The sequence below is a fragment of the Paenibacillus sp. PK1-4R genome, from assembly GCF_030369595.1.
Lineage (GTDB): Bacteria > Bacillota > Bacilli > Paenibacillales > Paenibacillaceae > Paenibacillus.
The window spans coordinates 2,971,322-2,986,577 of the sequence record NZ_CP126535.1 but is presented as its reverse complement, the minus strand read 5'-3'; the positions used below and the strand labels follow the sequence as shown (position 1 = coordinate 2,986,577).

Below are 15,256 nucleotides of genomic sequence, written 5' to 3'. Positions count from 1 at the left end.
ATATAGATGGGATATGGTAGAATCGATTATCAATTATCGATGGATGATTGCCCCTTGATGATTCGGGTTTTTCTCCAGTACCCGCTCCAACTCAAGTTTGGCTTCACTCGTCCGACCCAGTCCCAGAAGACCCAATGCCCGCATATACCGGCAATGTTCTTCATTTCGCTGATTGAGATCGTCGTCGAATACTAGAAAATCGGGCAGAGATACCGCAAAATAATCCATTCGGATGTGATCATGCATATGTCTTTCCGCATAGTCAATGAGTTTGTTAAAGCGTCGGTTTGCTTCCTTCACATTGCCAAGTTTCTGCCAGGCTAGACCCTGATAATAGATAGATTCCGGCGGTTGATCATTATAAAACATCGCGCTTGCCGGTTCATTCAAACCGATTGATGCTCTGTGGAAATTCTCCTCTGCCGCCTGATCATTCTTCAGTTGCTGGTAGGCACAGCCAAGATAAAAGTAAACTGGATTGTCTCCGGCTCCCTCCAGCTTACCTTCACCTAAGTTCTCCGGGTAAACTAATGCCTTCTGCAACAGCTCCATTGCTAGTTCAGGTTGTTCTTTCTCCAGGTTTTGCTTCGCCAGTTCTGTCAGTGCCGTAAGATATTGTCCAGTTACCTTGCCTTCTCCACCTTCCCATGGATGAAACCGCCGGGTCTGAAGGGCATTCCATGCTTCTTGATGGCTACCTTGCATATTCAGTAAAGTCACCCACTCGATATACAGATCATCACGGTGGTGAACCAACTCCATATGTTGTTCCAGCAATTTGATTCGATGCTCGCAGGAATGCCCTATCTTCTTGTGCAATTGATCCAACTCGTAGAAGATTCGGGCATCCTGTGTATCCAACCGGAAAGCTTCCTCTAATGATGCCAGTGCAAGATCGGGGCGATTCAGCTTGTTATAATAAGCCAGTCCCAGATTCCGATGTACAGTCGAATATGCAGCATCCACCTCGCGTGAAGTTTCCCAATGAGTGATCGCTTCCTCGTAGCGTTTATGATCATATAACCAATTTCCCAGGTAATAGTGAGCACGCGCATCATTCGAATCCACTACCAATACATCCTGAAGCACCATGAATTCAAATAACGTATTAGGAAAACAATAATCCGTTGGAGCAGCTTTCCCTTGTCTTTGACATTCCCGGGCCTGCTCCACATCCCCCAGCTGACGATACAAGTAAGCCTTAGCATAACCAACCAAAGGATACGGCTGTGAATTTTCGGATTCAACATACGAGAGTACCGTCAGTGCTTCTTCCCACAACCCACTATCCGCGTAATCTGCGGCTACATTCAGATAATTATAAACGTCTCCTCGCATCAGACGATGGAAATGTTCACGTGCTTGCTCCGCTTGTTCTCTCTCTGAAGGTGCAGTCGCTCCGCTGTAGATCAGGACTAATTCATGTGCAGCTCCAAATTCAACCGGGTCCAGTTCCAACGTTTCATACGCATATTGGAGGGCCCGTTTATCTTGACCCAACCTGCGCAGCAGACACACCTTCAGATGCCGAGCCTTGTAGTTTCTACTGTTACGAATCAGCGAACGTTCGATGTGATCCAGCGCTTCCAGCTCCCGATGTAACACTGTATCGATCTGAGCAAGCATATAATAACCCGTATCCTGATACTGTGCAGACCATACGGCTTTATACAGTGCTGCGTAGGCTTCTTCCTGTTTCCCCTGTAGTTTCAAACTCAGACCGAGTTGGTAAAATGCTTCACTATCATATGGATTCGTATTTTTCCACGTCAGCGATTGAACGGCCTGTCTGAAATGCTTCTCTGCATCTTGAAACAACCCTCTGCGCAGCAGCAATGTGCCATACGCAATGTTTAGACGAATATCCGTTGCATCACGCTTCAACCCTTCCAGATAATAAGGTTCCGGTTCATACGTGGCATGCCGATATTGCTCCAAATGAAGACCAGCCAGATATAGTTGTTCATTCGTACGAATCTCGGATGGTAACGGGAGTGGTGTGGCCGGATCTGGAACTTCCTGAATCTCAGAACGTTCAGGCTGATAGGCCACGAGTACTCTTCCTTCCGCACTTCGAACACTTAACTTCAACTGATGCCATTCATCTTGTCCGCTCCACGGGAATGAATATTTATATAGTTCCGAAGGTGAGATATTACATCTCTCATGGAGATATACCGTGGTTGGACCTATCACTTCAACGGTCACTTGTTCAAAAACCGACGTCGCATATACCATCACGGTTACCATTCCGGTCGTTTCATCCTTTTCCAGATTAACCGCTGCATCAATCGATGCATTTTTGACCATACCAATTCCTTTATACGGCATAAAATACTGTGAAAATGATTTCGCTTCATAAGGCTGTAACCATGTAAAATCAGGCTGATTATCGGTATAGATCCCTGTCATTAATTCAATATATGGTCCATCCTCGTCCGTTAACTGTCGATCCCAGGCTTGCCCGAATTCCCCGTTCCCCCAGGTCCATTGCTTCTTGCCCGGAGAAATATGATGATTGGCTACATGCAACAAACCCGCCTGAACCCCGTGGTCATAACCCCCTACAAAATTATAATCCGACTTATACGCCATATAGGATGTTGGAACCGGTATGTTTTTGTAGCGCGAGATATCCACACCTTCGGAATAGTCCATCTTGTAATAAGTGCCCGTTGCGATTGGAAAGCGGGATACGTCCCGTTTTCCGTGGTCCAGCACAGCCGTTACATCGGGTGGAAAGACGGATTGCGTATGCTCGTTGACGGCTACAGCCGGGTTGGCCCACCATAGAAAAGTTTGAGGTACGCTGGTGCGATTGTATACCTCGGCATGGATTTCAAGATAGGCTTTGCCGGGATGTAATGTGAAGCCAGCGGTCATTTTGGTACCATACATGCGATCAATCTCACCCACCCACACGGTAGCGCTTCCATCTTCATTATTGTCAAATGTATAATCGACTGGGCCAAACGTGTTGGGCCGATGATGCTGTGGCCAGTTGAATTCAATTCCTCCGGAAATCCATGGCCCTGCCAGACCCACAAGTGCAGGTTTAATCACCCGGTTATAATATACAAAATCGTAGTTGTTGGTCCGATCCAGCGCACGATAGATCCGTCCACCCAGTTCGGGCATCATCTCAATACGTACATATTCATTTTCGAGAATAACTAATCGATAAGATTTCATTTTGGCATCATCTTCAATGCTGTCGATCACGGGATGCGGGTACACCTTCCCCGAACTCCCCTGGTAGATTCTCTTTTCAAGAAACATCGGATTTTTGTCCGGTTTACCTGTACCATAGGTTGGAATATCTCTGGTTTCTTCCCATATGCGAACATTTGATGTCGCTGTCACGTGATTCAATTCGCTCACTCCTCGGCCTCGTATATATTGTGATCATACGCTCCGACATGCAGGAAGAACATTGACATTAAGCGGTTCTTGATGGACGATCTTCGGATTCCCATATAACCAAAGAGAGTACCTATCCACTGAATAATGCAGTGAAAGGTACTCTCTGATCGTTCTTGATTAACTTATCTGCGACGCGCAAAATCCACAAATCTGAACTTGTCCGGTCGATGCCTCGATTCCGTATACTGAAATTGACTGGCATCCTCCAGGTACACTTGGCTCCTCACCACAACCACATTATGGAACCCTTCAAGGTCAAGCAGTTCCCTGTCCTCAGCGGTGGGTTCTTCCACCAAAATCTCTTTTTTGGCAAACGAAATGGAAAGCCCCAGCTCTTGCTCAATGTACTCATAGATGGAATCATTACAGATCTCTTTACTGAGCCCAGGAACAAGCCGCTGGCTAATGTAATCTTTGTCCAGTATGACATGCTCTCCATCCACTTTGCGCACACGTCTGATCGCCCAGACCTGTTCATTCAGACCAAAGTTAATATTCTTATGCAACGCCTGATCCACTTGTTGCTCCTCGAAAACCTTCACATACGTTTGAGCGCGATGTCCCATTTTTTTGGCTAATTCCTTGAAGCTAACTAGACCTGAGATGGGAAAATCGATCTTGCGTATGTCCAGTACAATCGAGCCCTTGCCTTGAATCTTCTGAATGTAACCTTCTTCGTACAACATTTTCAATGCTTTGCGAATAGTCTCTCGAGACGTTTGATAACTTTCCGATAGATCCAGTTCCGATTGAAGCAGCGTCCCTGCCTCAATCTCTCCGGTCCGAATACGATCTGCAATATCTTCATATATCCGGATAAATTTATTATTCATTATTCATCACCATTGTTCATTACCCTTTTTTTATCATATTGGCAACCATTATAGCATTAAAAACCAATCAAGCGGTAATGTCGTTACTAGCGATGCTTGCAGTATCACATGTAAAAATCAATTCAATTTAGATATGACGATCAAACGCTGACGCTTTCTTCACTTGATCTGTACGGTTCTCATCCATGACTTGAATCAGCTTATTTAAGCGGAAGATCAGCGCTGCAGCTTCGGATCTGCTCAAATGCTGCATGGGACGGAAGCTGCCATCTTCATATCCGGTAATCATGTACAAACCCGCAAGTTCCTGCACTTCTTCTTGGGCCCAATATGATACATCAGTCTGGTCGGTAAACGCTCTTGGGGAAGTAAGCGGTTCCGGTCTGATTTTACGAACAACATTTGCTATAATCTTAGATGCCTGTTCACGTGTTACCAGTGCATACGGAGCGAATTTGCCGTTCCCCATCCCTTGAACCATCTCATGATGAACGGCTGCCTTAATCTCAGGAGCGAACCAATCATCATCGTTTACATCCTGAAATCCATGGTGTTCATTAACCATTGTGTCCACACCCATCAAACGCACGATCAATGCGGTGAACTCTGCACGCGTGATCGGACGGCGTGGTTCGAAGCGAGTTTCACTTACACCTTGAATGATATTTTGTTCCGCCAGCCAGGTGATCTGGTCTTTATTGAATGTTTGGCTGATATCAATAAATTTGATATTTTTTTTCGCAGGTAACTCAGGTTGCTCATCAGAAGGTTCAGGTTGTGAACTCACCTCATCGGCTTTTACCGAAGTACCTGCTGGATTTGAAGCTGTACCACTACCGCTCCAAGCGGATGGTGGATACGGAAAAGTCATGGCTGCGGCCCGTTTGCTTTCACTTTTCTCACCTGCTGAATTCTCCGTCCATACTTCCACCTCATAATGCTGCTCGGCATTCAGCCCTGACCATACATGACTACGCTCGGTGCCACGGTAGATCTCACGATCTTTATGGGTGATCACAATCACCTCATTCATTGAATCCAGTTCCCAAGTTAGCTTAATCGTATTAGTACCTTGCGCTATGGCTGCTACTGTCAGTTCCTCGGAAGGCAACGTCTCGAATTCCGGAACCTGGAGTGCCTCACCCTCCCCTGCCTCATTAAATGGAATGATTGCAAAGTCAGTATAACGCTCTGCACTGATTAATTCAGACACATGTATTGATGTCTCCGTTGTTGTTCCCACAAGCTCTTCATTTCGATAGATTCGATAACCCGCAGCACCGGGAATCAGTTCCCATACGATGTCTGCACCATACATGGAACGTCCCTCTACTACAGGAGGTGAAGCAGCACTACCGGGCAAAGTCATTGCATGAAGGTAATAACCACCATCACTACTGCCCGACGCATTCATGGTCTTCACTGTATAGGTATAGTTCACGCCCGGTTCAAGTCCCTTGTCGTCATAGAACAGTTCATCTGCAGGAACACGAGCAACCTCCACACCGTCACGCTCAATGATGAACTGCTCGGCACCTTCGACCCGGCTCTGTTCCAATATAAGACGAATGTGGTCCTTCGCCGAATGATACTCCACTTTGACCGGAGCTGCTGGCTTGGTCAGGACAGAATACATGAGCTTCTCCGATGTATCTCCCTGATCATTCTCTGTGTAGATTTGAATCGGGTACTGCTTACCTGCATCCAGTTGATCAATAATAAACTCTTTTTGTTTGCCTCGGTATACTTCTGTACCATCCAGCAATACAACAAATGTTTCGTTCCCAAATGGGAAGTCCCATTCCAGTTTGGCGTGATCTGTCTCGGGGTATATCTTCATTTCCAGTGAATCCACATGAGGCACGGTGTAAAAAGGAGTCACGGTCATTGGGCTTCCTGAACCAGCCGTATTATAAGGAATAATCTGTACCTGATCATATCGGGTTGCACTCTCCAAATGAGTTAATTTCACCTCTGTGATATCCCCTTCTTCTATAGTGGTGAACATCTGATCTCCGATACGTATGATATATCCCTCCGCCCCTTGTACCTTAGGCCAAGAGATCAATCCCTCCTTTTCCCCAATCATGCTTGCATGTAAAGGTTCGTTAATGGTCGCAGGCAACGTGCGCAAGTGAACTTCGAAACCGGAATCACTCTCTCCCGTTGCATTTGATGTTTTAATGGTATACGTGTAATGCTCTCCTGGTGTCAGTACATGATCTTCAAATGAAGCTTGATCTGCTGGAACCTTAGCGACTTCAACACCATCCCGCATAATGATGAATTGCTCTGCTCCCCGTGTGGAGCTTCCAGTCAGGTCCAGTACCGCAGTCTGATCTGTGATGTGTGTTATGCCTGCCGTCTGAGGTGATATGGGTTTCGTTAAAACCTGAATCTGAATAGACTCTGACCGATGACCATCTTCATTAATCGCAACAAGTTCGAATTCATATGCTGTGCCATCCAGCATGCTATTGAGATGTACAGACGGTTCAGACACGCTCTGTACATCTCCCGTTACCCGATTGCGAATCTCATATGCAACAGCTCCCTGAACAACCTCCCAAGCCAGATCCACCTGATGTGTTCCTGCTTTCACTGTTATACTTTCTGCAACCAATGGCAACGTTTGAGTCATTACACTGAAAGTAAGCGGCCCACTCGTTCCACTCGCATTGACTGCCCGAATTACATAAGTGTATTTCGTTCCTGGCGACAGATCCTTGTCTACAAATTGGGTTTCACTAGAATCCATCTGAGCGATCTCTCTTCCATCCCGTTCAATGACATAATGATCTGCCCCTTGGACACCAGTGTTACTGAAATCCAGACCTAGGCTGCTTTTTGCCACATCATATACTGGAACCTTATCGGGTTTCTGAGGCAAAGTCAGCAGGGATACTTCCGTCGCTTCAGAACGAGTCTCCTGTCTGTTGATCGCCCATAGTTGATAGTGATGCCTCGTTCCATCCTGGAGCCCTGTAATTGTTGCTTCATTCTCCATTCCTCTATAGATCTCCTTGCCATTCTGCTCAATCACGTATTCAGCGGCACCTTCCACGAGAGACCAGGAAACTTTTGCATGATGTACTCCTGGATCAACAAGTACTTCGGCAGGAGACACAGGTTTGGACAATCGGATGAGCTGTGCTGTCTCACCTGGACCAGAAGCATTCGTAGCCTGAACTTGCAAAACGTACTCTGTACCTGGCAATAATCCCTCAACCGTGTAGGCCAGTTCTGATGTTCTGCCCACTTCTGTTCCATTGATTTTCACAATATAGAGATTCGCCGTATCTACAGCTTGCCATGCAAGTCCCATACTTGTCTCATCAGTCGATGTGACATTTAGTCCTTCCGGCCTGCTAGGTAGCGTAAGAATTGTACTACTGGTGGATGCACCGTACCCAGCAGCATTGCCCGCCTGTACTTCATAGGTATACTCACGACTGCTTGACAGGTGGTGAACTGCGAGTTGTGTATCTGATATCTCATGGCTCTGTCCATCGATGACCACCCGATATTTCGTTGCCCCAACGACAGGCTCCCAGCTCAAGATTGCTCCCTGTTCAGTTACTTGAACAACGTGAAGTCCCGACGGGCTCTCCGGTAGTGTTGTTCCTGATACCGAACTGCTCATCCCCTGTCCACTTCCGTTCACTGCTTGTACATCCAGTTGATAAGGTGTTCCTGAACTCAGTCCAGCAAAGACCCATTCTTGGGTTCCGACAGGAACCGTTCCGGACTTCTCTCCATTCAACCATAACTCATAACGATCGGCTCCTCGTACTGCATCCCAATTCAGACGAAGGCTCGTTGTGGAAGCATCCGATACGTGTAAGCTGGTCACCTGCCCAGGTAACGTCTTGAGCAAAGGTAATCCTGCCAAGGGCCCTGGTCCTGTCTCGTTTCCGGCAATCAACGCATAGCTGTACTCCGTGCCACTATCCAGACCTGAATCCAGATACTCTGTCTGCTCTCCTTCATATATAGCTGTTCCATCACGCGAAAGACCATAATACGTTGCAGAAGTCACCGTATCCCACGTTAATGAAATATCATGCTCCCGAATCTGAACGGCCATAAACTCACCGGCCATTGCCGGCAGTGTGAGAAATCCGGTCCTACTGCTACCACCTGCGCCACTTTCATTCATTGCCGTTACCGAAATGTTATGAATGGTTCCTGGAACGAGGTTGCTGACGTAGGGAAGGCTACCCGGATCAGATACCGTCTGATCAAACACGGTGACACCGTCCGCAGTTGCAGCAATGATGCGGTAAGCATCTGCTCCCTGTACTGAATCAAATTGGATTTCGGCCAAATGCGGCTGGGAATCTACTTTTCGAACATGCAACGTTCCGGGAGCTGCCGGGATTGTTAATACTTGAGCGCTTACTGCATCACTTACTCCGGTATGGTTTCTCACTCTAACCTCATATTCATAGACCTGACCACCGCTTAGGGAGTGATCGATTATACTGTGGTTAGGATAATCCAGTGTCCATAACTGTCCTGTTGTTTTATTCGTTATCTCATACTGATATCCATTGGTATACCTTTCCCCTGTTGGCAAATCCACTGTAAGTTCAGCTGATGTCTCAGCGATCTGTGTCATTCTCACATGACTCGGTTGCTCGGGCTTGCGTTGAATATGGTAAGGTGATGATGTTGTCTCATATGTATTACCTGCTCTGTCCATGGTTTTCGCATGGATGTACCATATACCTTCCGATTCGATGGATATTTTATGCTCGTCAGAGCGAGCTTCAAGCCAATGATCCGGTGATTCTGCACTGTTCGTAACTTGATAGAATCGTTCCAGTTCCTGAATGCCTGATTGGGCGTCGGCATACTGAATGGTAGTGGATATGTCCATGTCCGTCCAGCCATGCCCGTTCGGTGCAAATGTAATCGTTGGAGCCATCTGATCCACATAGGCGATTCGACTAACTTCCTTGCTCACATTACCAACGGCATCCCTTGCTCGCGCCCGAATGGTAGTAGCGCCGTTTGTACTAACTGTACCGCTATTTCCTGTCATATACGGGGCATCATTCATGCTGTATTCATAGGAAATCGCTTGTTCATCCACACTTCCAGCGATAGTGAATTGCACATGTTCTTTACTCCATCCAGAAGGACTTAAACTAATCACCGGATCGGTTGGAGCTGTCGTGTCAATTCGAACTGTAGCCTGAGCGGACGTGCTTATATTGCCTACACGGTCAATTGAGCGTGCATATACGATCGTTTCTCCCTCATCGGTAACCGTCACTTCGCCCGTGTAATCGATCCAGGGACCTTCTTTGTTAAGTCGATATTGACTCTTGGCAAGCCCACTGCCCGTATCTTCACCACTGTTTATCGCAAAAGTTACATCCTGATTCGTCCAATTCTCTTCACTTAGCGTAATCGTTGGTTGCTCAGGCCCAGTCTTGTCGATTCTGGCTGTTGCCGAAGTGGAAGCACTGACATTGGACGCCCGATCTACACTTCGTGCATAAATCTCGGTTATTCCTTCTTCACTGAGTGTAAGAGGGGTCTTGTAGTCTATCCATTCTCCCTCGCTTCCCAGCTTATACTGTGTCAGACCAATGCCACTTGCTTCGTCCGTACCTTCCGTTAATGTCACGATTACCGCCGCTTTTGTCCATTCGGGCGGATTCAACGAGATAACAGGTGGCGTTGGTGCCGTCCGATCTACCCTGGCTGTCACAGCCGTTTCCTGTCCTGTATTACCAAACGCATCAATACTGCGTGCCATAACAGTTGTGTTGCCTTCACTGCTTACGGTAAACGGAGTACTGTATTCACGCCATTCTCCTGTCGGACCGACTTTAACTTCAGTCTTTTGAGTTCCGCTCAAGGCATCTTTTCCCTCTTCAACCGTAACGAGAACATCTTCCTTGGTCCATGAGGATGGAGTGACTGTAACAGACGGAGCAGTTGGACCCGTCGTATCTTTAATCATCTCTCCAGCGGATATAAACGGGGTCTGTATCCCTTCACCATTCAGTGCCGCCACAAAAACTTCATATTTTCCGTCCGCGAGTCCGGTCAGGGCAAACGCTGTACGTGTGGAAGTTGTTGTTCCCGTTGCAAGGACTTGCCCGCCTGGACTGCGTATTTCCGTTTTATAATGCGTACCTGCAGGATTTCCATTATTACTCCAACTCGCTGTAACGGAGTTGCCTGATTGTGTTACAGCCGCAGCAGCGGGTGGATTGGCCAGTGTATACTTGGAAGCTGGACTGGAGTAACCCGTATAGGAACCACTTGAATTTTTGGCCCGTACGGCAAAAGAATAACTGGTATTCGGAGTAAGCCCAATCACCTGCCGACTGTTTGATGTACCTGTGTCCACGATCTGATTTGTCGTCATATTCTTCAGTTCATACGTAACGGATGCATCATTCGCCTTCTTATCCCAATTCACCGTCAAGCTATTAGGGTTAACCAATGTATATGTCGGCGTTCCGGGCACAACAAAACTTCTTACCGTAAAGTTAACGGTGCCTGCTGAGGACACCCCACCTTTGTCATCCATGACCCATACTTGTAATGTGTGTGTGCCATCTGGCAGGGTGTCAGGCAAAGTGTAATTGGTGTTGAAAGACTGATTAGAACCCGTTGCGGTCATCTGGGTCAGAATGTTCTCGGACCCACCATCTATGGACCATTTCACGGTCAACTGGTCGCCTACATCCGTATCTCGCGTTGTACCAGAGATCTGAAGTTGCTCGCCTTTGTAATAGGTTTGACCCGAAGAGGGTGCTGTTAAGGTAAATGAAGGTGGAGCATTTTTGGGGCCAATCCCCACAATGGTTGAAAATTTGCGTGAAGCCTGATTTGCTGTTGACTTGGCGTCCCACCAAAATTGTGCAGCTGTATCACTCGCCGTAACGGTCTGGCCTGGAGTGAACGCTGAAGGTGAAGACCCTCCCGTGAGCTGGGCGCTGTCTGGACTGCTGTACTGGCCCATATATATACGATCTGCATTCACAACATTGTACGTATTGGCATAAAAAGCCGTGACCTGAACACCGCCGCTGTAATTGCGCCATCCATTCTCGATGACTTCAAACGGAGATGCATCATTGCCATTCACCATCGTATCCCAATAAAATGTTCCACCCAAATTCAGTGCCGTTCCACTACGATTGATAGCTTCCAGTTCAACCTTCATGTACCCACCTTGTGAGGTAGCATTAACGATAGATACACGCAAAATATATTCCACATTGTCCTTTTGCCGGGACATTTCAATCACATTATTGTTAATTCGGTAATAATTCAATGGCAACGTTTTGAAGTTCACGGGTGATCCATTATGGTCGATAATCGTAGATACATTCCCTGTATCGCCACCGTAAAATACATTTGTGTTTGGTAGTAATACAATTCTGTATTTGCCATCACTGTTCATCTCTACTTTCACCTTGGATGACTGTACAATCTTCATGCTGGACGTGTCGGATACAATCCCGATTGTTTCAACCGTTTCAGCCATTACCGTGGCTGCACCCCATTCAAGCAACAGGGCTTGAGGTGATAATAACGCAAATGCCAGTACCACTTTGGTTAACTGTTCCGCTTGTTTCTTCACACGTTTTCCTGATTTCTTCAACGTCTACTCTCCTTTTTGGCACACAAAAAAGGGAGGCCCCCCAACAAAGGAACGATGTCCTAAGTTGGGGTGCCTCCCCTAACAAGTGTCATTTTTTCTTGATTATAACGATTAAGCGCATGAATGTAAACACTTGATCATGAACGCCTTACTTCTCATTTCTCATCTCTGATCTTTAATAACGCTTCGTCCAGTGCGCCAACGACCTTGTCACACCATACATCAAATTCCGGATCTTCGGTCTGTAATTCAGGATGGGCCAGTATGTGCTCAATCGTACTTCGAATACCCTGATCGGCTCTTGTCGTTGCTACAAATTCCGGAACAAGCCGCTTCAGCTTACTGTTGTCAAACACAACGGTATTGGCTTTGTCCCCCAGCAAACCGCCGCGAAGATCCTGGTCACTGCATGCTGCCAAGAACTCGGAGGGTACATGTACCGCATGAAGCTTAACTCCCAACACACCGGCGATAATCTCATGAATCTGATTCCAGGTGACGGATTCGTCCGAGGTGATATGTACCGATTCACCAATGGCATGGATATTTCCCATAAGCCCGATAAACCCTTTGGCAAAATCAGTATTGTGCGTAATGGTCCACAGTGAGGTGCCATCTCCATGGATGATAACGGGTTTGCCTTCACGTATGCGCTTGATAACCTGCCAGCTGCCTTGAGCACCATGAACACCGAGAGGTACCGATTTGTCACCATACGTATGGCTCGGACGCACGATGGTCACAGGGAATCCGTGCTCGCGGTATTGTTTCATCAGATAGTCTTCACAGGCAATCTTGTTGCGAGAATACTCCCAGTATGGATTCGATAAGGGCGTACCTTCCGTGATCCGGTAATCAGCCAGAGGAGTCTGATACGCTGATGCTGAACTTATAAAAATAAACTGCTTTGTTTTATCCTTGAACAAACGGTAATCTCTCTCCAATTGAGACGGTACAAAAGCGATAAAGTCTGCCACAACATCAAATTCCAGATCAGCTATCAGTTCCGCTACACGTGGCTCGTCATTAATATCCGCTTGAAGTACGTTGACTTCCTTAGGTAAGTCATGGTTATGATTGCCTCGATTAATCAGATACAGTTCACAGCCTTGCCGTGCAAGCATCTCCGTAATGGCCGTACTGATGGTGCCTGTCCCTCCAATAAATAGCGCTTTCATTTTCGCCACCTCCTGATCGATTTCACCCACTTTCTCATGATATCACGCACCAAAAAAAGGAGCAAAGCTCGGTGACCCGAAACCTTGCTCCTTCTGCTTATACGACCTTAATCGTTGCGTATATCATATACATACCGCAGTGAATCTCATATTCTCCCTTTGGCAGATCTTTATCGACGGTATAATAATTAGGTCCCTTTTGCATGTATAGATCCATGCCAAGCTTTTGTGATCCGACTGATTTGACATGTGTCACCGACCGGGTCAGAATAAAGTTGATTTTGGTTGGTACGCCAGCTTTCACCTCGATAACGTCTGGTCCAAAACCATCGTTACTTACGTCCACATCAATGACTTCATATCCCTTCAAATCCTCCGCTGTCTCGGCTTGTGCAGTTACAGCACTTCCAGATCCCGGGGATAAGTCTTTGCCCATAAAATAAACCAAAAATGATCCAAGCAGTACAACAACGGTCAGACCCAGTGTTAACCAAGGCCATGTTTTTCCAAACCAGCTTTTCATATAAACACTCCTCATTCGATGTCCCATCAATATTCAATCAACAGACGGATGTATTCTTTAAGCATACCTGATTCGCATGACAATGAAAATGACCCCTCTGGGCTATTGTAGTTGAGCCGTATAAATTGAACTAAAGAATATTTACATTGGACACTCCGATGACAGAAGAACCTTCCGATCGCTGTTATCCCCAGATTTTTTGATTTCCTTTTCAAAGGGTAAAATCCGGGAATAGCGTATGCTTCCGAAGCAGCTTTCTTTCAGAAAGCTTTTAGGCGCACGCTTCGCTTCTTCAGGTTATTTCTGTCCTCTCCGTTTCGTGTAAATGTTTAGTTCAATTTATATAGAAAATTTAAATAAAAAAAGCCTGATTTCTCAGGCTTTACTACGGTTATTCCCGTTCAGGCTTCCCAATATCCCTTTTTGTATAACTCAGGAATAGATCGGTGTATTCCGACTTCGTCTCATACGTAATTTATACAACTCTGGCAGGGCTACACCAATGAGCACAATAATAACTCCGAACCATTGCAATCCGCTGACATGCTCATGGAGCACGATTGAGGATAACAATACTGCAATTGGAAGCTCCACTGCACCCAATATTCCGGCCATGTCACCACCAATATGCGGAACGCCGATAGCGAACAATACTGGTGGAATGAAGGCCCCGAAGAATCCAAGCAGCAATCCAAATACAAGCAACTGGCTCCAGATCAATCCGTTAAAGAGGAATGTCGGCGGGAACAAAATGCACAGGAGGATCAAACCGCCTGTAACCATCCACGCACTGCGGAAGGCTGGATGCGCTGAAGGAACCGCTTTACCGCTGAACAAGACAAACAGGGAATAACTTACGGCTGCCATTAGTCCAAGAGCAATACCCAGACCGTTGAACTCACCCAATCCTTGTTCCAGGAAACCCGCTGCCAGTAAGGTTCCACCAAACAGAATGATCAACGTCAGGAACGTGACTTTGTCTGGACGTTGACGTTTGCTAATCGCCTGAATCAATACGCTAATCCATGTGAACTGGAACAACAGGATAATAGCAAGTGAAGCAGGGATATAACGCAAAGACTGATAATACACGAGACCTGTAATTACCGTTGGTGTTCCGGCAGCCATCAATAACAGACGTTGTTTCCACGTCAACCGTTTGAATACCTGTGCCACGGCTCCTGATGTTTTGCCATTTGCCTGTGACTTGCGTTTGGTTCTAAATCTTGTGTATAGCGCCAGCATCCAGGAAAGAAGAAAACCCGTTATCAGCTGTGTTCCGACAACCTCTCCAAGTTTATATCCTTCGCCATACGCCAGAACCACAATCGTGGATAATATGCCATAACTCATCGCTCCCGCGAGAACGGACAGATAATATTTCATTTGTGAATAAACCTCCTGATGATAAGAAAAATACGCCCGCATGTTGGTTCATGCCAAGGTCACAGACACCATCTAAATGCAAAAAATCCTAACTACGAGCAAGGAATACATTGATTCCTTGGCATCGTAGTTAGGAAGTATAGGCTTCCCGTAGAGACCCTCGCCCTGTGTACACTTTCGGCCTGCGAGGTTATACGAAATGATATATGCAATTTGATGTAATTCGTGTGTGACGACTTTTCATATATTACATGGGAGGTGAGATGGTGTCAACCCTATT

General features: G+C 46.5%; 6 protein-coding genes and 1 riboswitch. All 6 genes read right to left on the bottom strand.

Annotated elements, in window-relative coordinates:
• Positions 1 to 33: 33 nt before the first annotated feature.
• Entirely contained in the window at positions 34 to 3,372 is a 3,339-nt protein-coding gene (locus QNO02_RS13135; protein ID WP_289392312.1) for a DUF5107 domain-containing protein, read from the bottom strand.
• A gap of 173 nt (positions 3,373 to 3,545) precedes the next feature.
• Positions 3,546 to 4,256 (bottom strand): trehalose operon repressor, encoded by a 711-nt coding sequence (gene treR / locus QNO02_RS13130; protein WP_091031114.1) that lies wholly within the window; start codon positions 4,254 to 4,256, stop codon positions 3,546 to 3,548.
• Between the two features lie 127 nt (positions 4,257 to 4,383).
• Positions 4,384 to 11,889: a fibronectin type III domain-containing protein gene (locus tag QNO02_RS13125; protein WP_289392311.1), complete on the bottom strand. Its 7,506-nt coding sequence runs from the start codon at positions 11,887 to 11,889 to the stop codon at positions 4,384 to 4,386.
• 155 nt (positions 11,890 to 12,044) lie between these two features.
• Positions 12,045 to 13,067 (bottom strand): SDR family oxidoreductase, encoded by a 1,023-nt coding sequence (locus QNO02_RS13120; protein WP_133384569.1) that lies wholly within the window; start codon positions 13,065 to 13,067, stop codon positions 12,045 to 12,047.
• Between the two features lie 97 nt (positions 13,068 to 13,164).
• Positions 13,165 to 13,590: a cupredoxin domain-containing protein gene (locus QNO02_RS13115; protein ID WP_165980157.1), complete on the bottom strand. Its 426-nt coding sequence runs from the start codon at positions 13,588 to 13,590 to the stop codon at positions 13,165 to 13,167.
• Positions 13,591 to 14,022: 432 nt separating this feature from the next.
• Positions 14,023 to 14,976: an EamA family transporter gene (locus QNO02_RS13110; RefSeq protein WP_091031123.1), complete on the bottom strand. Its 954-nt coding sequence runs from the start codon at positions 14,974 to 14,976 to the stop codon at positions 14,023 to 14,025.
• Positions 14,977 to 15,083: 107 nt separating this feature from the next.
• Positions 15,084 to 15,194: riboswitch (purine riboswitch) on the bottom strand.
• Between the last annotated feature and the right edge of the window lie 62 nt (positions 15,195 to 15,256).

Coding starts and splice junctions, on each gene's coding strand:
- QNO02_RS13115 (WP_165980157.1), bottom strand. CDS start 13,590: ATGAAAAGCTGGTTTGGAAAAACATGGCCTTGGTTAACACTGGGTCTG.
- QNO02_RS13110 (WP_091031123.1), bottom strand. CDS start 14,976: ATGAAATATTATCTGTCCGTTCTCGCGGGAGCGATGAGTTATGGCATA.
- treR (WP_091031114.1), bottom strand. CDS start 4,256: ATGAATAATAAATTTATCCGGATATATGAAGATATTGCAGATCGTATT.
- QNO02_RS13120 (WP_133384569.1), bottom strand. CDS start 13,067: ATGAAAGCGCTATTTATTGGAGGGACAGGCACCATCAGTACGGCCATT.